Below are 20,411 nucleotides of genomic sequence, written 5' to 3' on the forward strand. Positions count from 1 at the left end.
TGGCACGGCGCGGGCCGCGACCGTCTGACGCTCAGTGCGGGCCGCGACCGTTTGACGCTCAGCCCGCGTTCGGTGCGCCGCTCACGGCGACGTTGCCGCCCGTCAGGACGGCCACCACCGGGCCGGGCGGCAGCGCCGAGCCGTGGGCGAGGTAGGCCGCCGTCGTCACGGCGCCGCTGGGCTCGGCGCGTTCCCCCAGGCTCGTCCACAGCAGGTCGGCGGCGGCGGCGATGCCCTCCTCGCTCACCGTGAGCATGTCGTCCACGTACCGGCGGATGTGCTCCCAGGCCAGCTCGCCCAGGGCCGGGGCACGCAGGCCGTCGGCACTGGTCCGGTAGGTCTCGTGCACCGGCCAGGCGGTACGCCGGCCGGAGCGGAAGCTGGCCGCGCCGTCGGCGGCCAGCTCCGGTTCGACCCCGATCACGGTGATCGCCGGGTCCGCGGACTTGGCCGCGACCGCGACCCCGGCCAGCAGACCGCCGTTGCAGACCGGCACCAGGATCGTGACGGGGCCGGCCATCTGGTCCGCGATGTCGATGCCGACGCCGCCATGGCCGGCGATGACGTCGAACGCGTCGGAGCGGATCAGCGCCGCCCCGAGCCGTTCGGCCAGGGCCACGCAGGTGTCCTCGCGCAGGGCGGGCGGCGTGATCACCACTTCGGCGCCGAGCCGGCGGGCGGCGGCCACTTTCAGCTCCGGCGCCGTGTCGGGCAGGACCACGGTGGCCCGGAGGCCGCGCCGGCCCGCGGCGTACGCGACGGCCTGGGCGTGGTTGCCGGACGACTGCGCGATGACGTGCTCGACGCCTCTCTCGGCCAGCAGCCCCACGGCGTTCATCGCCCCCCGCACCTTGAACGAGCCGGTGGGCTGGCGGTTCTCGGGCTTGATCCAGAGCCGCTCGCCGGGCAGGGGCAGCAGCGGCGTGCCGCGCAGGAAAGGGGCGATGCGGGCGGCGGCCGCGCTCACGTCGGCCGCCGTCACCAGAGCCGTCTCCGGGGCGCCCGTTTCCTGGGTGCCCGTCTCCTGGGTGAGGGTCATGCGGCCAGCACCCGTTCCTGGACGGCGTTCAGGTCGGCCGCGGCCTCGGGCGGCGGCGCGGCGTCGGGGACCAGGTCCTCCAGATAGTGCAGCGTCCGGTAGCGCAGCCCGAGCACGGCCCAGATCACCAGCAGGACCCCGCTGACCAGCAGCACCAGCGCGGCGCCCCGGCCCGATCCGCCCGAGGTGTACGGCTGCGCCACCTCCGCCAGCGGCCCGGCCGACAGGAAGCCGAGCGGCTGCATGGCCGTGGCCAGCATGACGTTGACGGCCAGCACCCGGCCCTGCAGCTCCGGCCCCACCTTCACCTGGATGATGGACAGCCAGTGCGCGTTGGTGATGCTCATGCACGCCAGCCGGAAGAACAGCCCGGCGGCGACCACCCACAGCGTCGGCCAGGCGCCCATCAGGATCATGCTGAGCCCGGAGCCGATCACGAAGCCGACCATGCCGGTGGCCCGACGCCGGGTTCCGCCCCACACCAGCACCAGCCCGGTGCCCGCGGCGGCGCCGAGGCCGCCGAGCGCGGTCACCAGCCCCAGATCCGCCGAGGAGCCGAGACCGAGCACGACCGGGGTGATGAGCACCCACATCAGCGCGGTGCCGAAGTTGACCACCGCGAAGTAGAGGGCCATCACCAGCAGCGGTCGGCGCCTGCGCAGGAAGTGCCAGCCACCGGTCAGCGCGGCACGGAACGTCTCCTCCTGCCGGTGGAAGAGCCGGTCGGGGAAGCGCACGGCGAGCAGCGTCACCACCCCGATCCCGAACGTGACCACGTCGATGGCCACCACCGCCGACAGGCCCAGCGTGCCGATCAGCGCGCCGCCGGCCAGCGGTGCCACCACGTTGCCGATCCCGAACCCCAGGTTCGCCAGGGCGTTGGCCTGCGGCAGGTAGGGCTTGGGCACCAGTTGCGCGATCGCGGCCAGGTAGGCGGGCTGCTGGAACGCGGTGACCACGGAGGTGACGCCGACGATGAGGCACACGCTCAGCAGGTCGAGCCCGCCGGTGACCAGCAGCAGCACCATCGCGGCCATGGCGAGCCCGGAGACGGCGTCGCAGGCCAGCATGATCCGCCGCCGGTCCACCCGGTCGGCCAGCGCGCCGCCCAGCGGGGTGAGCAGCACGGCCGGGATCTGGGAGAGCATCACGACCAGGGCCAGGTCGAGGATCCTGCCGCTGTGCTGGAAGGCCCAGACGCCGAGGGCGAACGAGCTCAGCGCCGAGCCCACCGTCGAGACGAGCTGCCCGACGGCGACCGTGTAGAAGGGGCGCAGGCCGGTGCGCTCGGGCGGGGGCATGGCAGCGGGCAGGTCGCCGGCCGCCCAGCGCGCCAGGTGCTCCAGCACCAGGGCGGCCAGCGGCTCGGCCTGGTGCCGCAGGAAGTAGTGGCCGGCGCGGGGCAGCACGGCCAGGTCCACCCTGGGCCCGAAGACCGCCCATTCGGCGTACCGCTCCTGGTGGAGCTCGGTGAGCCGGTCCCGCTCGCCGACCACGCACAGGATCGGGGCGCGCAGCGGCGCGCCGCCGCCGGCCAGCTCGCGGCCGAACCATTCCCGGGCCTGGGTGGCGTCGTGGCGCATCGCGCGTACGGAGGCTTGCTTGGCGGCCTCGTCCATGTCGTCGAGCAGCCCGCCGGTGGCCCGCAGCGCGTCGTGGAACATCCGGTCGGAGACCCAGCGGTCGCCTCGGAAGAGCCGCTGGGCCAGGCCGGGCAGCCGGGCCGTGGGGAAGCTGCCGGCCGCGATCACGCCGGCCACCTGGACGCCGTCCGCCTCCAGCCGGCGAGCCAGGGCCACCGCGGGCGCCGAGCCCACACAGTGACCGTAGATCGCGATGGGCCCCGACGCGGCGGCGGCCACCTCGGGGGCGAGCAGCTCCACCAGCTCGTCCAGCGGCAGCGGCGGTTCGTCGGGGCGGGCCGGGTCGTGGCCGGGCAGCTCGACCGAGAGCACCTCGACCCGCTCGCCGAGCGCCCAGGCCAGCGGCTGGTAGACCGCCGCCGAGCCGCCGCCGTACGGGAGGCACACCAGGGTGAACTCACTGGTACGGCCACCGCCCAGCCGGTGCAGCAGCCCTCCGCCGTCCTCGCGGTCCAGGAACGCGGCCAGCTCGGCCACCGTCGGCCGGGTGAACAGGTCGATCACCCGCAGACCGCGGCCGATCTCCTTGACCGCGCGCACGGCGGCGAAGGAGTCCCCGCCCAGGGCGAAGAAGTCGTCGCTCGCCCCGACCTCGGCCACGCCGAGCACCTGGGCCCAGGCTCGGGCGACCAGTTCCTCGTTCGCCGTGGCCGGCGCCACGTACTCCGCCTGCTCGGGCTGCGGCTCGGGCAGGGCGGCCCGGTCCACCTTCCCGTTCGGGTTGAGCGGGAGCCGGTCGAGCGCGACGATGTGGGCCGGCACCATGTAGTCGGGCAGCCGCTCGCGCAACGCGGAGCGGACCGCCGTGGCCTCCACGCCGGCGGGCGTCACCCAGGCGGCCAGTTGCCTGGCCTTGCCCTCGCCCACCGGCAGCACCACGGCCTCGGCGACCTGGAGCAGGGCCCGCAGCGCGGTGATGACCTCGCCCAGCTCGACGCGGTAGCCGCGGACCTTGACCTGGTCGTCCACCCGGCCGCGGAACTCGATCCGCCCGTCGGCGCCGACCCGCAGCAGGTCGCCGCTGCGGTAGCAGCGTCCCCGCCCGGTCAGCGGGTCGGGGACGAACCGCTCGGCGGTCAGCTCCGGCAGGCCGATGTAGCCCCGGGTGACCCCGGGACCGCCGACGACCAGCTCGCCCGGCACCCCGGCGGGCACCGGCCGCAGGCTCGCGTCCACCAGGTGCCCGTACACGCCCGGCAGCGGACGGCCCAGCGGCACGATCCCGGTCCGCTGTTCGGCCGGGATCTCCTCGGTGTCGCAGACCAGGCAGATCATCGTCGATTCGGTGTGCCCGTAGTGGCTCTGGATGCGCAGCCCCGGCCGGGCCGCCCTGGCCCGCTCGACCAGGTCCCACGGGCACGCCTCGCCGGCCAGGATCAGCAGCCGGTCCGGCAGCACCGAGGGCAGGTCGCCGCCCGAGGCCAGCAGCTCCAGGTGGCTGGGCACGCATTTGACGACGTCCACGCGGTGCGCGCTCAGGTACTCGGCGAACGCGGCGGGGTCCATCGCCGTCTCCCGCGGCACCAGGTGGACGGTCCCGCCCGTGGTCAGCGCGCCGAAGACGCAGGTGAGACCGAAGTCGGCGGCGGGCGTGGAGACCACCGCGTACGAGCCGCCGGGCACGCCGATGCGCGGCAGCATGCCGTTCAGGTAGCCCATGACGCCCTGGTGCTCGGCGGCCACGGCCTTGGGAGTGCCGGTGGAGCCGGAGGTGAAGATCACATGGTGCAAGTGCTCAGGCCGTACGTCGACCGCCGGCCTGGTCGAGGCCAGCGACGGGAGCCGGTCCAGCGTCAGCACCCGGCGGCCGGGTCCGATCAGCCCGGCGAACTCGGCCGTGGTGACCACGGCGCGCACCTCGGCGGCGTCCAGCATGGCGGCGATCCGCGCGGCCGGGTAGGCCGGGTCCATGGGCAGGTAGCCGCCGCCCGACTTCTGGATCCCGAACAGGGCGCAGGCCAGGTCGGCGCCCGGCTCCAGCAGGACGCCGACCGGCTCGTCCGCGCGTACGCCGGACTCCAGCAGCCAATGGGCGATGCGGTTGGCGGACTCCTCCAGCTCCCCGTAGGTAAGGCTGCGGTCGGCGCCCACCACGGCGGGCGCGTCCGGGGTCTCGTCCACCCAGCGCTCGATCAGGTGGTGCACCGCGGCGCCGGACGGGGCCGGCAGCGCTTCGCCGGCGATGACGGGGCCGGTGACCGGCTCCAGCGGCACTGCGCCGACGGGCGTGTCCAGGTCGGCCAGCATCCCGTCCAGCAGGGTCAGGTACCAGCGGGTGAAACGGGCCGCGGTGGCCGGGTCGAACAGGTCGGTGCGGTAGCCGAGCCCGCCGCGCAGCGGGCTGTCCGGCCCGCCGTCGATGACGTACCAGTTCAGGTCGAACTTCGCGGTCTGCTCCTCCAGGTGGAGCTCGCTCACGTCCAGGCCGGCCAGCTCCGGCCGGCCCGGGTCGGGGTAGTAGTTCAGCATCACCTGGAACAGCGGGGTCGCGGCCAGGTTCCGCTCCGGCCGGAGCCGGTCCACCACGCGGTCGAACGGGGCGGCCGCGTGCGCGAAGGCGCCCAGTGCGTCCTCGCGGACCCGGGTCAGCAGGTCGCGGCCGGTCGGGTCGCCGCCGGCGTCGGTGCGTACCACGACGGTGTTGAGGAAGCAGCCGACCACGCCCTCGGTCTCCGGACGGTCCCGGCCCGCGACCGGCACGCCGACCGCGAGGTCGGTGCTCGCCGACAGCCGCGCCAGCAGGGCCTGCAGCCCGGCCAGCAGGACGATGAACGGCGTCGCCCGGTACGCGGCGGCCACCGCCCGCACCCGCTCGCTCAGCTCCGCGGAGAGCTCGAGCTCCACCTCCCCGCCGCCGGGGTCGGCCACCGCGGGCCGGGGCCGGTCGGCGGGCAGGTCCAGCACCGGCGGCAGGCCGCGCAGCCGCTCGGCCCACCAGTCCAGGTCGGCCAGGTCGGGGAGCGGGGCAACCTCGGCGTACTGGGCGGGCGGTGGCTCCGGTGCCGGGCGCCGTCCGAGGCGGGCGGCGTACAGGGCCGACAGCTCCGACAGCAGCAGGCCCTTGGTCCAGGCGTCGGTGGCGATGTGGTGGAAGGTGATCGACAGCACGTGCTCCTGCTCGCCGACGGCGAACAGCACGGCCCGCATCGGCGGCTCCCGGTCCAGCGCGAAGGGCGTGGCCAGTTGCTCGTCCAGCGCGGCCGCGACGCCGGACGGCTCCACCCGCCGGGTGGCGACCGGCACCTCGGAGGCCGGCCGCAGGACCAGCACCGGCTCGGCGCCGGAGTCGTCGATCGCGCCGCGCAGCACGTGGTGCCGCTCGGCCAGGTCGCGCACCGCGCCCAGCAGCGCCTCCGCCCGCAGCGGGCCGCGCAGCCGCAGCGCCACCGGCACGTTGTACGCCGTGCTCTCCGGTTCGAGCTGCGCCAGGAACCAGAGCCTCGCCTGCGCCCCCGACAACGGGGCCGGGCCGTCCACCGGCTCCCGCCGCGCCACGACCGCCGACGACGGCCGGGGAAGGGAGGCGGCCAGGTCGGCGAGCACCGGGTGCTCGAACAGCAGCCGCACGGGGACCGGCGCGCCGAGCCGCTCCCGCAACCGGCCGGTCACCCGGGTGGCGGCGAACGAGTGCCCGCCCAGGACGAAGAAGTCGTCGTCGGCCCACACCCGCCGCAGGTCGAGCACCTCGGCCCAGACCTCGGCGACCAGGCATTCCGCCGGGGTGCGGAGGGGCGCCCGCGCCGCCGGCGCGGCCTCGGGGAGCGGCAGCGCCGCCCGGTCCACCTTGCCGTTCGGGGTGAGCGGCAAGGACTCCAGCGTGCCGATCGCGGCCGGGACCATGTAGTCGGGCAGCCGCTCCCGCAGCGCGGCGCGGATCGCGGCCGTGTCCAGGCCCGCGGGCGTGACCCAGGCGGCCAGCCGTCGCAGCGCCCCCGTGCCGACCGGCTGGACGAAGGCCTCGCCCACCTGCGGCAGGGCCCGCAGCGCGGCGGTGACCTCACCCGGCTCGACCCGGAACCCGCGCACCTTGACCTGGTCGTCGACGCGGCCCAGGAACTCCACCAGCCCGTCCGGGCCGATCCGCACCCGGTCGCCCGTGCGGTACCAGCCGTCCGTGAAGCGCTGTCCGGTCAGGTCGGGCCGGTTGAGGTAGCCGCGGGCCACGCCGGGCCCGCCGATCCACAGCTCTCCCGGCACGCCGTGCGGCAGCGGCCGTCCCGCGGCGTCCACCACCCGGCAGACCACGTTCGCCAGCGGCCGTCCGAGCGGCGCCAGGCCCGGCCTGGACTCGGCCGCGTCGCAGGCCAGCGCGGTCACCGTGGTCTCGCTGGGCCCGTAGTAGATCTTCACCGTCAGGTCGGGGCGCGCCGCGCGTACCCGTTCGACCAGGTCCGCCGGCACCGCCTCGCCGGCCAGGACCAGCAGCTTCCGGGGCAGCGCGGTCAGGCCCAGCAGTTCGAGCTGGCTGGGGACCATCTTCACCGCGTCCACCGGGTGCGCGGCCAGGTGGGCGGCGTAGGCGTCCGGGTCGGTGGCCGTCTCGTGGTCGATCAGGTGCAGGGTGGCGCCGGTGGTCAGCGTCCACAGGACGTTGGTCAGGCCCAGGTCCGCGGCGGTGGTGGACACCAGGGCGAACGAGGCGACGTCGCCGGGGATCTGCTCGGCGATGGCCCCCAGGTAGTGGGTGATCTGCCGGTGCTCGACCGCGACCCCCTTGGGTTCGCCGGTGGAGCCGGAGGTGTAGATCACGTACGCCAGGTGGTCGGGCGGCACGGGCACGTCCGGGCGGTCACCGGGCCGGTCCGCGGCGGCGGCGATCTCGGCCTCGGTCAGGACGATGCGCACGCCGGCGGCGGCCACCACGGACTCGGTCCGCCGCGCCGGGTAGACCGGGTCCAGCGGCAGGTAGGCGGCGCCGGCCTTGAGCACCCCCAGCATGGCGACGACCAGCTCCGGCCGCCGCTCCAGCAGCACCCCGACCGGCTCCTGCGGCCGTACCCCCTGAGCCAGCAGCCAGTGCGCCACCTGGTTGGCCCGCCGCTCCAGCTCCGCGTAGCCGAGCCGGTCCGCCTCGGCGTCGCCGGGCGAGGCGAGCACCGCGAGCGCGTCCGGGACGGCGTCGGCCATCCGCTCGAAGAACCCGTGCAGCGGCACGCCGGCCGGCCAGTCCAGGGCCGGGCCACGCAGGTCGGGGCCGGACGGCAGCCGGACCGGCGCGTCCGGTTCGGTGAGCATCCCGTCGAGCAGCGCCAGGTACCAGTCCACGAGCTGCCGCGCGTCGGACTCCCCGAACAGGTCGGTCCGGTAGCGCAGCTCGCCGGCGAACCGCGTCCCGTCGTCGCCGAGCTGCAGGTTCAGGTCGAACTTGGCGGTGGCCGAGGGCAGCGGCTCGGCCCGTACGTCGACGCCCGGCAGGCTCACCGGCGGGTCGGCGTCGTACACGTTCAGCATCACCTGGAACAGCGGGGTGACCGACAGGTTACGCTCCGGCTGGAGCCGCTCCACGATCCGCTCGAACGGCGTGGCGGCGTGGGTGAACGCGTCGAGCGCGGTGGCGCGGGCCCGGCCCAGCAGCTCGGCCCCGGTCGGGTCGCCGGAGGTGTCGGTCCGCATCACCAGCGTGTTGATGAAGCAGCCCACCACCTGCTCGGCGTCCGGGTGGTGGCGTCCGGCGTGCGGCACCCCGACGGCGATGTCGTCGCCGCCGGACAGGCGGGCCAGCAGCGTCTGCAAGCCGGCCAGGAACACCATGAACGGCGTCACGCCCGCCGCCGCGCGCACCTTGGCGGACAGGGCCTCGGGCACCTCCACCCTGACCGCGGCACCCTGCCAGGCGGAGACGGCCGGGCGGGGCCGGGCGGCGGGCAGGTCCAGCACCGGCGGCAGCCCGGCCAGACGCTCCGTCCACCAGTCCAGGCCGGTCTCGGGCTGCTCGGCCTCCCACGCGGCCACGTCGGCGTACTGCAGGGCCGGGGGTTCCGGCTGCGGGGCCAGGCCGAGGCGAGCCGTGTACAGGGCCGCGAGGTCGCGCAGCAGCAGCCGCTCCGACCACGCGTCGGTGGCGATGTGGTGCAGGGTCAGCGCGAGCACGCACTCGTCCCCGCCGAGCCGGAACACCGTGGCCCGCATGGGCGGCTCCGCGTCCAGCCGGAACGGGCGCCAGGCCTGCTCGGACAGCGCCCGCTCCAGCTCCGCGGGCTCCACGTCCACCACGGACACGGGCACACCGCCGGCCGGCCGCACCCTCGCGTCCTCGATGACGCCGCGCAGGACCCAGTGCCGCTCGGCCAGGTCGGTCACCGCGTCGGTGAGGGCGGCGACGTCCACCGGCCCGCTCAGCCGCAGCGCCAGCGGCACGTTGTAGGCGGGGGCGTCCGGCTCCAGTTGGGCCAGGAACCACAGCCGCTCCTGGGCCGGCGACAGCGGCATGTCCGCCGCGGACAGCGCCGGGATCCCCAGGCTTCCAGAGGTCTCGGCCGCGGCCTGGGCAGCGGCGAACCGGGATCGGAGTAACTCGGCGATCCGATCCGGACGAACCTCGGTCATGCGTCGCTCCCGTCCATCAGTTCGGCGATCAAAAGTTCTTCCATTCCGGCGGCGAAGTCGGCGAGCAACGGTCGTTCGAACAGCAACCGCACGGGAACGGCCAGCTCCAGCGTCTCCCGGAGCCGGCTCACCACGCGGGTCGCGGCGAAGGAGTGCCCGCCCAGGGCGAAGAAGTCGTCGTCGGCCCAGATGGCGGGCCGCTCGAGCACGGCGGCCCAGACGGTGGCCACCAGGCGTTCGGAGTCGGTGCCCGGCGCGACCCGCTCGGTCTCCGGGCCGTCGGCCGGCTCGGGCAGGGCCGCCCGGTCGATCTTCCCGTTGGGCAGGGTGGGCAGGGCGGGCAGCGCGACCCACCGCCGGGGGACCATGTGGCCGGGCAGCCGCGAGCGGAGGTGCCGCTCGGCCGCGGCCAGGTCGGCGCTCTCCGGCGCGACATGGCCGACCAGGTGCGCCTGCGCTCCCGAGCCGGCCACGGTGACCACCCCGTCGGCCACCTCGCGCAGCACGGCCTCGATCTCGCCCAGCTCGATCCGGTACCCGCGCACCTTCACCTGGTGGTCGCGGCGGCCGTGGAACTCCAGCGTCCCGTCCGGCCGCCACCGTGCCAGGTCCCCGGTCCGGTAGCACCGGCCACCGGGCACGAACGGGTCCTCGACGTACGCGGCCGCGGTCAGATCGGGCCGGCCCCGGTAACCCAGGGCCACACCGGCGCCGCCCAGCAGCAGCTCGCCGATCGCGCCCGGCGGCGCCAGCCGCAGCTCGGAGTCGACCACGTAGGCCCGCTCGCCCGGCATCGGCAGCCCGATCGGCACCCCGGTCAGCGCCGGGCCCGTCGTGCGGGGGTCGAGCCGGTGCTGGATCGAGGCGACCGTGGCCTCGGTGGGCCCGTAGGTGTTCCACAGTTCGCGGACCCGGGGGAGGATCTGCCCGGCCAGGGCCGGATCCAGGCTCTCCCCGCCGGCGATGGCGATCAGGCCCGGATCGCCGGCCCAGCCCGCGGCCAGCAGCATCCGGTACGTGGTGGGTACCAGGTCGATCACCGTGGCCCCGGCAGAGGCGATCCGGGCGGCGAGCGCGTGCCCGTCCACGGCCGTGGCCCGGTCCACCACCACACAGGTGCCGCCGACGCTGAGGGGGACCCACAGCTCGGACGCGGAGGTGTCGAAGGTCAGCGGCGCCACGGCCGGCTGGACGTCGTGCGGGCCCAGCCGCAGCTCGGTCACCAGCCCGGCGACGTAGGCGGCGAGGTTCCCGTGGGTGACCTCGACGCCCTTGGGCGTGCCGGTCGAGCCCGAGGTGTGGAGCACGTACGCCAGGTCCGCGGCCTCCACCGCGTACGGCTCCGCCCGTACGTCATGGGCGGCCGCCAGGTGATCCGCGTCCAGGGTGGTGACGTCCGGGACGGCGGGCACGCCGCCTCGGGTGAGGACCACCCGCACCCCGGCGTCCCGCGCCAGCCAGCGCAGCCGCTCGGCCGGGTGCTCCGGGTCCAGCGGCAGATAGGCCGCGCCCGCCCACCACACCGCCAGCAGGACGGCGGGCAGCAGGTGGTCGCGCGGCAGGCAGACCCCGACCACCTCACCCGGCCGCACCCCGTGCTCCACCAGCGCCGCCGCCACCCTGCCGGACCAGTCCCTCAGCTCGGCATAGCCCAGCGAGGCGCCGTCCGGGCCGACCACGGCGGCCGGGCCGGTGTGAGCCGCCAGCGCCAGCGGCACCGTCTCGGGGAACTTCGGCAGTTCCGGCCCGGCCCCGAGGGCCAGCAGCGCGGTGCGCTCGTCCGGGGTGACGAGGTCGACCGCCGAAAGTGGCCGGTCCGGGTCGGCCGGCGCGCGCCGCAGCAGCCACATCAGCCGGTCCAGGTACGCCTCGGCCCGGTCCGGGTCGAGGCGGGCGGTGGCGTACTCCAGGTGCAGTTCGGCGCCGGTCGCGCTCTGGTTGACGAGCACGCTCAGTTCGTGGCCCGTGGCGCCCGAGCCCAGGTCGGTGAGCAGCTCCAGGTCGCCCAGGCGCACCGGGACGCCGGTGTGCTGCATGGCCAGCAGCACCGGGGCGCGGGGGAGGCCGGCCGGCGGGACCTCCTGGTGGAGCAGCGCCCGCGTGGTCGCGGCGGCGGCCTGCCGCACCAGGTCACGGAAGGTGGGGGCGTCGTTCGGCCGCAGCCGCACCGGCAGCGTGTCCACCAGCGGGCCGATCACCTCGGTCAGCTCCGGCCGGGCCCGCCGCGCCGTGACCATCCCGACCAGGGTGTCGGGCTCGCCGCTCGCCAGGGAGAGAGCGGCCAGGTAGACCGCGAACGGGGTGGCGCCGCAGTCCCGGGCCAGCGCGTCCACGCCCGCCACGATCTCCCCGGGTAGCGGCCGGATCACCCTGCCCGCCGTCAGGTCCTCGGGAGGCGGGCCCGCGATCGGCGCGCCGGCCAGCTCGTCCCGCCAGAACTCCCGCGACCGGGCCGGATCCGGCCGCTCCCGCTCATGCACGGCCACGTCGCCGACCTGGACCGCGGGCGGGGGAACCGGGCTGCCGGCCAGCTCGGCGGCCAGCTCGGCCATCAGCACCCCGACCGAGGCGCCGTCGAAGGCGAGGTGGTCCACCACGACCACCAGCTCCGCCTCCGTCCCGGATCCCGGCTCGCCCACCGGGCACAGGTGGGCCCGCAGCAGCGGCACCTCGCTCGTCACGTCGAACACGTGCGCCGCCGCGGCCCTGGCCACCCTCTCCGGATCCTCGCCCGCCGCGTGCTCGATGAGGGTCACGGGGGCCGGTGGGCGCACCTCGGCGTACGGGACGCCGTCCTCGCCGACGCCGGCCTTGCTGCGCAGCACCTCGTGCCGGCGGACGACGGCGTCCAGCGCCGATCTCAAGGGGGCGGAGCCGTGCCCGCGCACGCGTAGCCGGATCGCCAGCGTGGTGACGGGGGTGTGCGGGTGGAGCTGCTTGAGGGTCCAGAACTCGCGCTGCATGCCGGTGAGCGGGTACCGGGTCCGGCCGTTCCACCGCACCAGCTCCGGCTCATCCCGTGGTCCGGCGCCCGCCAAGCGGACGGCCAGGCCCGCCGCGGTCGGTTCGGTCAGGAAGGCGGCGAGGGGCACCGTGCGCCCGAGCCGGCGCGAGAGCTCGGTGACCACCCGGGCCGCGGCCAGGGAATGCCCGCCCAGTTCGGCGAAGCGGTCGTGCACCCCGACCTCGGGCAGGCCGAGCACATCGGCGATCACCTCGGCCACCAGGCGCTCGTCGTCGTCCCGAGGGGCGACGGGCGCCGTGCCCGCCGATCTTCCGGCGCGCAGCTCGGGCAGGGCCGCGCGGTCCACCTTGCCGTTGGGGCCGAGCGGGAGCTCCTCGGCCACGCCGATCCTGGTCGGCACCAGATGCCCGGGTAAGCGGGCCAGCAGCCACTCGCGCAGCTCGGGCTCGCCGACGCCGGAGGCCGCCACGTGGCCGACGAGGTAGGCGCCGTCATCGTCGTACGCGGCCAGCACGGTGGCCCTGCGCACCGCGGGATGGCCGGACAGCGCGGCCTCCACCTCGCCCGGCTCCACCCGGTAGCCGCGGATCTTGACCTGGTCGTCGGCCCGGCCGGCGAAGCGCAGCTCGCCCGCCACCCGGCGGACCACGTCGCCGCTGCGGTAGACCCGGGTGCCGTCCGGTTCCGTGCGGAACGCGGCCGATTCGTGCCCCAGGTAGCCCCGGGTCACCACCGGCCCGCCGATCCACAGCTCACCCGGCTCCCCCTCGGGAACGGGTTTGCCGTGCGCGTCGCGTACCGAGAACACCGCCCCGGCGATCGGCTCGCCCAGGGACGGCTCGTCCTCCCGATCCCGGCCCACCTCGGCGACGGCGCAGGTGGTGGTGCACTCGGTCGGCCCGTACAGGTTGAGCACCCGGCGTACCCCGGGGTTGGCGTAGATCCGCCGCACCAGCGCGCCCGTCAGCGGCTCGCCGCCGGAGAACACCGCGCGCACACCGGCGGGCAGCCGGTCGCGCAGCAGTACCGACAGCGCCGAGGGCACCCCGTAGACCGTGCGCACCTCGTCCCTGGCCGGCAGGGTCGGCAGCGCGAGCAGGTTGTCGGCCAGGATCACCGTCCCGCCGGCCACCAGCGGCAGGAAGAGCTGGCTGATCGAGGGGTCGAAGCACACCGAGGCGCCGGCCAGCATGCCGCCCAGCTCTTCGGCGGTGTAGGCGGCGGCCTCCCAGCGCAGCAGGTTCATGGTGTTGCGGTGCTCCACCACCACGCCCTTGGGGGTCCCGGTGGAGCCGGAGGTGTAGATCACGTACGCCGGGTCGCCCGGATCGCCGGGCACGTGGAACGGCCCGGCCCCGGGCTTCACGTCCTCGATGAGGATGGGCTCGGCCCCGGCCGGGAGGGCGGTGGAGCGCAGCGCGGCCGACGTCAGCAGCGCGGTCACCGCCGCGTCCTCGATCATGAACCGCAGCCGCCCGGCCGGGTAGGCGGGGTCCAGCGGCACGTAGGCCGCCCCCGCCTTCCACACGCCCACCAGCGCGGGGATCAGCCATTCGTCGCGTTCGAGGCAGACGCCCACCAGCCCGCCCGGGCCGACGCCCCGCTCGGACAGGGCGTGTGCGACATCGTCGGCCCTGCGGTTCAGCTCCGCGTAGCCGAGCCTGGTGGTGCCGGCCACGACGGCGGTGCGCTCCGGGGTACGCCGGCTCTGCGCTTCGATCGCCTCGTGGACGCGGCACGGTGTGTCGAACGTTTCGGTCGCCATGGACCGTTCCGTACTCGCCATCAGCGGTTCTGCCTTAGCTGCTCGCGCTTGTAGTGCAAGATTTAATGGCTTGTAACGGTTTTGCGTGACATGCCGGGAAGACCTTACCTATTGAGTCCCCCCACGGCAGTGCCTTTTTGCGCACTAATGTGATGGATGAGACAAGAAGCGACAGCTTCCTCAGAAGAGGCTTGAGCGGAACGAAACGCCCTCCACCGTGATCTTCCCCGCGGAGCACGACACCTTGGGCGAGTCGGTCCCCGGCACGATCACCGTCAGCAGAGATTTCGCCGCAGGCGACACGACGACGTTGGTCGCCTGCTTCGACAGGTACGTGGGCGACACCCAGCCCAGCTTCCCGCCCCGCTCCACCTTCTGCCCGCCGACCCGGTCGCACGACGACAGTTGCAGCAGGGTGACCCTGAACTTGCCGTCCCCGAGCACCACCTTGCCGCCGCTCTTGGAGACCAGCTTGAGCGAGGGGGCGAAGCGCCACACGTTCCTGACCTTCTTGCCGCCCGACGCCGTGTCCAGCACCGCCATCAGGTCCTCGCCATGGTCGACCAGCACCGACCTGGTCCGGCTCACCCCGTACGCCTTGTCCGTGACCTGGAAGGACTGCCGGTCCTTGCCGTAGTCCGTCCTGACGAGGCTGCTGGCGGTCTTCGGCCTGAACCGCGCGCCCACCACCGTCGGCACGTTGTGCGCCTCCGGCGAGAGCGTCCAGTAGCGGTAGGAGCTCTTCTCGTAGGAGTGGAACCCGCCGTCCACCAGGATGTCGCGCCCCTGCGCGTAGTACGTCACGCCCAGGTGGTCCTCGTGGCCGTGGAACTTCGTCCCGGGACCGTACCTGATCGAGTAGTAGGCCGACTCCGGCTTGCCCCACGCCGTGCGCCCGAACACGTAGCCCGCCCGGTACGCCTTGACCTCCTGCTTCGGCGTGCCGGCCTCCATCTTGGGCTCGGTGTCGGCGCTGCCGTCGCCGATGGGCACCATGTAGCCGTTGGGCATGGTCGCGTGGGCGATGAAGTCCTTGAGGGCCTCGGTCCGCTCCGCGATCGCTCCGGGCACCTTGCGGCCGCACGCCTTCATATTGGTCATCGCGACCTGCAGCCGGCCGTACACGTAGACCGCGTACCTGGGGGCCTGCTCCATCAGCGCGCCCTGCGCGTCCACGTCGAGCTTCACGGTGCCGGTCAGGCGGCTGGAGGCCAGGCTCGCCCAGTCCTTGCGGCCGTACCTGCAGCCGATGCCCATGAGCGCGATGTCCTGGTCGATGCCGTGGTTGTGGCCCTTCTTGTACAGCCGCGCGTCCGACAGGAGGCGGGCGTGCACGGCCAGGCTGTCCTTGAGCCAGCCCGCGTTGACGTGCCTGCTCAGGCAGAGCAGCGGCTGCGTGCGCAGCGAGACCGGGTGGTCCTTCCAGACGTAGGACTGCGTGCCGCGGGCGCCGTACTTGTTGTTCGCCACCCAGTCCTGGGCGATCTCCGTGGCGCGGTCGAGGTAGTGCTGCTCGCCGCTGTTCTCGTACTCGACGACCAGCGTGCCCATCCAGCGCAGCGACTGGAACACGAACTCCCACGAACGGTTCCGGTACGGGCTCGCGTCCCAGTTGATCTTCTTGCCCAGCTTGTACGCCGGCAGCCCCACCAGCTCGAGCTCGCCCTTCATGACGTCCGAGGCCGTCGGCGTGCCGGGCAGCCAGTCGCCCTGGCACTCCGCCGTGCGGGTCACCTTGTCGGCGTGCGCGGTACCCGCGAGAGGGCTCAGCAGAGGGCTCACGGAGGCGCCGAGTGCGAGCGTGAGGCATAGGGGTATCGCGAGCCGGCGCACGCCAGTTCCTTTCGGGACAAAAGTTGAAGGCGGGACATGCTTTCGGAATCACGATCAAGCGGTCAAGCCGAGTTCCCGATTCGTTAGCCGCCCGATGCGGCGCCGGCATCCCGGCTGGCGGCGCCCGTACCTGCCGCGACATGCTGGGGTACGTGAGAATCGACGACCTCGTCATCCCTGACACGCCCGCCTGCCGTGGCGCGCTCGAAGTGGCGGCCCGCTACCACTCGCCGTCGCTGCTGAACCACTCGATCCGCGCCTACCTGTGGGCGGCGGCGTACGCGAGGGTGCACGGCATCGCCTTCGACGCGGAGCTGCTCTACGTGTCGTCCCTGCTGCACGACCTCGGGCTGGCGGCGGAGTTCGACAGCCACACGGTGCCGTACGAGGAGGCGGGCGGCCACGTGGCCTGGGCCTTCACCGCCGGGGCCGGCTGGTCGCCGGAGCGGCGCCTGCGCGCCTGCGAGGTGATCATCCGCCACATGTGGGAGGAGGTCCCGCTGGAGGAGGATCCGGAGGGGCACCTGCTCGAACTCTCCACCGGCATGGACATCTCGGGCCGCGCGACGGACGAGATCCCCGCCGGGGTACGCCAGGAGGTCCTGGAGCGCCACCCCCGGCTGGAGATAGCCAAAGAGTTCGCCGCGTGCATCACGGACCAGGGCGCGCGCAAGCCGTCGAGCTTCGCGGGTCAGTTCGTCCGCGGCGGCATCCTCGACCGCATCGCGGCGAACCCGCTGGACGCGTCCTGAGGCGGCCGAGGGGAGCGGCCTGAGACAGCCGCCTGGACCGGCTCAAGGGCGGCCGCCTGGAACGGCGCGCCTTCAGGACTTGGGACCCGCGGACTCCGCGACCTCGAAGGACCACACCTCGGAACCCGTCGCCGCGGGTCCCTGCCCGTGCCCGTGACCCTGCCCCTGGGCGGCCTGGGCGGCCTGCGCGTGCCCGCGCTGGAACGCCTGGCCCTGCTGCCACGTCTGGAAGTCCTCCTCGCTGCGCCAGCGCGTGTAGACGAGGTACCGCTCCGTGCCCTCGACCGGCCTGAGCAGCTCGAACCACTCGAACCCGTCGGCCGACTCCACCATCCCGGCCCGGTTGGCGAAGCGCCGTTCGAGCTCCTCGCGCATCTCGGCGGGCACATCGAGCACATTGATCTTCACGACGGACAACACAGGCCCCTCTCGTCAGCGCACGGATCGGTGCGGCGAAGGTGAGGGCTCCAGGCTAACGCGGGCGATCGCCGGCACCCGATCCCGGCCCGTGGCATGAACACGGCCGGCGGCATAAATGGGCCGACCCTTCCGGCGGCGGCGATAGCCTGGGCGGGTGCGTATTGCGAGGTTCTCCACAGGCGAAGGCGTCACGTTCGGCGTGGTCGAGGGCGGTCCGGGTGAGGAGTTCATCTCCGGGATCTCCGGCCACCCGTTCGGCCAGGTGCAGTTCACCGGCGAGCGCTTCCCGCTGTCCCAGGTGAAGCTGCTGGCCCCGATGCTGCCGAGCAAGGTCGTCGCCATCGGCAGAAACTACGCCGAGCACGCGGCCGAGCTGGGCAACGAGGTGCCCGAAGAGCCGCTCATCTTCATGAAGCCGTCCACCACGGTGATCGGCCACGGCGAGAACATCGCCTATCCCACGTCGCTGTCCGACCGCGTCGACTACGAGGGTGAGCTGGCCGTGGTGATCGGCAGGCTCTGCCGGGAGGTGCCGGTCGAGCGGGTCAAGGACGTCATCTTCGGCTACACCTGCGCCAACGACGTGACGGCCCGCGATCTGCAGAAGAAGGACGTGCAGTTCACCCGGGCCAAGGGGTTCGACACGTTCTGCCCGCTCGGGCCGTGGATCCAGACCGACCTCGACGCGAGCGACCTGGCGCTGACGACCACGGTCAACGGCGAGATCCGGCAGAGCGGGCGCACCAGTCAGCTCGTCAACGACATTCCCGCGCTGGTGGCCTACGTCAGCGCGGTCATGACGCTGATCCCCGGCGACGTCATCCTGACCGGCACCCCGGCGGGCGTCGGCCCGCTCGAGATCGGCGACGAGGTCAGCGTCGGCATCGAAGGCATCGGCACACTCACGAACAAGGTGGTCTCCCGTGACTGACGTACGGGTGCGGTTCGCCCCCTCCCCGACCGGCATGTTCCATGTGGGCAGCGCCCGCGCCGCGCTGTTCAACTGGGCGGTGGCCGAGCGGTCCAAGGGGCGGTTCATCCTGCGCATCGAGGACACCGATGCCACCCGCAACCGGCCCGAGTGGACCGAGGGCATCATCTCGGCCCTCGACTGGATCGGCATCAACGGCACCAATCCGGTGTTCGAGGGCCCCTACTTCCAGTCGGCCTACGAGCCGCAGCACCGCGAGGCCGTGGCCAAGCTGCTGGCCGACGGCAAGGCCTACTACTGCGACTGCACCCGCGAGCAGGTCCAGGAGCGCACCGGCTCCAAGGAGAAGGGCTACGACGGCCACTGCCGCGACCGCGGCCTCACCGCGGGCGCTGCCCGCTTCCGCACGCCCGACGAGGGCGTCACGGTGGTCGACGACCTGGTGCGCGGCCGGGTGGAGTTCCCGAACAACGCGCAGGAAGACTTCGTGATCGCGCGCAGCGACGGCTCGCCCCTCTACGTGCTGGCCAACGCCGTCGACGACATCACCCAGGGCATCACCCACGTGGCCCGCGGCGAGGAGCACCTGCCCAACGCCGCCCGCCAGGAGCTGCTCTGGCCCGCGCTGGGGGCCAACCCGCCGGTCTGGGCGCACCTGCCGGTGATCGTCAACGAGCAGCGCAAGAAGCTGTCCAAGCGCCGCGACAAGGTGGCGCTGGAGGACTACCGCGCCGAGGGCTACCTGCCCGAGGCCATGGTCAACTACCTCATGCTGCTCGGCTGGGGCCCCGGCGAGGACCGCGAGATCCTGCCGTGGTCGGAGATGGCGGAGCTGTTCCGGCTGGAGGACGTCAACGCGTCCAACGCCTTCTTCGACGAGAAGAAGCTGCGCGCGTTCAACGGCGAGTACATCCGGGCGCTGCCGCTGGAGACGTTCGAGGAGCGCTGCGCGCCCTACCTCGACGACTCCTGGGACCGCGAGCTGTTCAGCAAGGTCGCCGGGCTGGCGCAGACCCGCATCTCGGTGCTGTCGGAGATCCGGCAGAACGTCGACTTCCTCTTCCTCGGTGAGCCGGTCTTCGACCAGCCCTCCTGGGACAAGGCGATGAAGAACGCGCCCGAGGAGATCCTCACCGGCTACCTCGGGCGGCTCGAGAGCGTCAACTGGGACCCGGAGTCGCTCAAGCAGGCGCTGGAGGAGGTCGGCGCGGCCCACGGGCTCAAGCTCGGCAAGGCCCAGGCCCCGGTGCGGGTGGCGGTCACCGGCCGGACGGTGGGCCTGCCGCTGTTCGAGTCGATCGAGGTGCTGGGCCGCGAGCGGGCCCAGGACCGCCTGCGCGCGGCGCTCGCGCGCCTGCGAGGCTGACCGCGGCGCCCGCCGCCATCGACAGCCACACCCCGGTGAGGCCGAGCCAGGCGCTCAGCGCGTACGCGAGGGGCAGTTGCACCGCGAATCCCGCCAGCGTGGCGGCGAGCAGGCGGCTGCCCCTTCCGCTCGCCTGGAGCACCCCGCCGACGGCGATCAGCCCGCCGAACGGCACCAGATAGAGCGTCATCCACCGCAGGAACCCCACGGCCACCGCCGGATCGCCGGTGAACAGCCCGGCGACCGGCACGGCGACCACGTTGAGCACGGCGGCGACGGCCACGCCCGACCCGAGCCCGAGCAGCAGCGGCGACCTGACGGTCTCCGACCGGGCGGTGCGGATCATCGCCGCCTGCCGCAGCGCGTAGAAGACCATCACCCCGGCCAGCATGATCTTCTGCCCGATCCCGTAACCGGCCACCGCCGCCGTGCCGAACCCGGCCACGAGCTCGACCAGCGCCATCCCCACCAGAGCACGAGCCAGGAAATCTCCGGACATGGGCAGCCCGGTCCTGATCACCTCGCCCGCCATCAGGCCCCGCCCGTTCAGCCTTGCCACCGACCGGAGGGCGATCGCCAGCGTGATCGCCCGCGCGAGCACGGTGGCCGCCGCCGCGCCCTGCACGCCCATGTCCAGGCCGTAGATGAACAGCGGGTCCAGCGCGATCACCAGCGCGTTGCAGAGGAGCGCGTGGCGCATGGGCCGCCTCGTGTTCCCCAGGCCCTTCAGGATCCCGTCCACGACCGTCTGGGCGAAGTACACGGGCAGCCCGGCCAGTGAGACCAGGAAGAAGCCGGCGGTCAGCGCGGGCGTGTCGGTGAACAGGGCCGCCAGCGGCTCGCGCAGCAGCACCCCCGGCACGGCGATGGCGACGGAGAAGACCGCCCACAGCAGCAGGCCCGTCCTGACCACGGGACCCAGCGGCGCGTGCCCGTCGCGGCGCCCGACCAGCACGGTGATCCCCGTCGGCACGGCCAGGAACAGCCCGTACGCCAGGAATTCGACGGTCGTGCCCACGGTGACCGCCGCGATCGCCCCCTCGCCCAGGCCGGAGACCCAGAGCAGGTCGATCACGCCGACCGCGACCACGGCGGTCAGCAACTCCACGTAGATGGGCAGCGCCAGGCGGATCATCATATACCTCGTTTCG

Annotated in this window: 9 protein-coding genes; 3 read left to right on the top strand and 6 right to left on the bottom strand. The window is 73.7% G+C overall.

Annotated features, from left to right (window positions below; all coding sequences use genetic code 11):
- Positions 1-58: 58 nt before the first annotated feature.
- The 4 genes from AB0I15_RS00935 to AB0I15_RS00950 all read right to left on the bottom strand — a co-directional run bounded on the left by AB0I15_RS00935 (position 59) and on the right by AB0I15_RS00950 (position 15,740).
- Positions 59-1,039, bottom strand: a complete 981-nt coding sequence (locus tag AB0I15_RS00935) for a threonine/serine dehydratase (protein ID WP_358088066.1) — start codon at positions 1,037-1,039, stop codon at positions 59-61.
- Positions 1,036-9,228 carry an amino acid adenylation domain-containing protein gene (locus AB0I15_RS00940; RefSeq protein ID WP_358088069.1) on the bottom strand — a complete coding sequence of 2,731 codons (8,193 nt, stop codon included), beginning with the start codon at positions 9,226-9,228 and terminating at the stop codon, positions 1,036-1,038. The genes AB0I15_RS00935 and AB0I15_RS00940 overlap by 4 nt, the downstream gene beginning before the upstream one ends.
- On the bottom strand, positions 9,225-13,958 hold the full coding sequence (locus tag AB0I15_RS00945) for an amino acid adenylation domain-containing protein (protein ID WP_358088072.1): 4,734 nt from the start codon (positions 13,956-13,958) through the stop codon (positions 9,225-9,227). Before AB0I15_RS00945 ends, AB0I15_RS00940 begins: the two co-directional genes overlap by 4 nt.
- A 180-nt stretch (positions 13,959-14,138) precedes the next feature.
- Positions 14,139-15,740: a heparinase II/III family protein gene (locus AB0I15_RS00950; RefSeq protein WP_358088075.1), complete on the bottom strand. Its 1,602-nt coding sequence runs from the start codon at positions 15,738-15,740 to the stop codon at positions 14,139-14,141.
- Positions 15,741-15,943: 203 nt separating this feature from the next.
- Between AB0I15_RS00950 and AB0I15_RS00955 the strand changes: the two genes are divergently transcribed.
- Positions 15,944-16,543, top strand: coding sequence for an HD domain-containing protein (locus AB0I15_RS00955; RefSeq protein WP_358088078.1), 600 nt, complete (start codon positions 15,944-15,946; stop codon positions 16,541-16,543).
- Between the two features lie 72 nt (positions 16,544-16,615).
- On the opposite strand, the gene AB0I15_RS00960 is transcribed toward AB0I15_RS00955, so the two are convergent.
- Positions 16,616-16,960, bottom strand: a complete 345-nt coding sequence (locus AB0I15_RS00960) for an antibiotic biosynthesis monooxygenase (protein WP_358088080.1) — start codon at positions 16,958-16,960, stop codon at positions 16,616-16,618.
- A gap of 157 nt (positions 16,961-17,117) precedes the next feature.
- Between AB0I15_RS00960 and AB0I15_RS00965 the strand changes: the two genes are divergently transcribed.
- Positions 17,118-17,894, top strand: a complete 777-nt coding sequence (locus AB0I15_RS00965) for a fumarylacetoacetate hydrolase family protein (protein ID WP_358088083.1) — start codon at positions 17,118-17,120, stop codon at positions 17,892-17,894.
- Complete coding sequence (gene gltX, locus AB0I15_RS00970; RefSeq protein WP_358088086.1) at positions 17,887-19,260, top strand: glutamate--tRNA ligase; 1,374 nt, start codon at positions 17,887-17,889, stop codon at positions 19,258-19,260. The genes AB0I15_RS00965 and gltX overlap by 8 nt, the downstream gene beginning before the upstream one ends.
- Here gltX and AB0I15_RS00975 read toward each other — a convergent pair.
- The gene (locus AB0I15_RS00975; RefSeq protein WP_358088089.1) at positions 19,154-20,398 is read right to left on the bottom strand and encodes an MATE family efflux transporter; all 1,245 of its coding nucleotides are present in this window, start codon (positions 20,396-20,398) and stop codon (positions 19,154-19,156) included. The two genes, gltX and AB0I15_RS00975, sit on opposite strands and share 107 nt — an antisense overlap.
- Positions 20,399-20,411 lie beyond the last annotated feature (13 nt).

The organism is Nonomuraea sp. NPDC050643 (assembly GCF_040654715.1).
GTDB lineage: Bacteria > Actinomycetota > Actinomycetes > Streptosporangiales > Streptosporangiaceae > Nonomuraea.

Coding starts and splice junctions, on each gene's coding strand:
- AB0I15_RS00935 (WP_358088066.1), bottom strand. CDS start 1,039: ATGACCCTCACCCAGGAGACGGGCACCCAGGAAACGGGCGCCCCGGAG.
- AB0I15_RS00940 (WP_358088069.1), bottom strand. CDS start 9,228: ATGACCGAGGTTCGTCCGGATCGGATCGCCGAGTTACTCCGATCCCGG.
- AB0I15_RS00945 (WP_358088072.1), bottom strand. CDS start 13,958: ATGGCGACCGAAACGTTCGACACACCGTGCCGCGTCCACGAGGCGATC.
- AB0I15_RS00975 (WP_358088089.1), bottom strand. CDS start 20,398: ATGATGATCCGCCTGGCGCTGCCCATCTACGTGGAGTTGCTGACCGCC.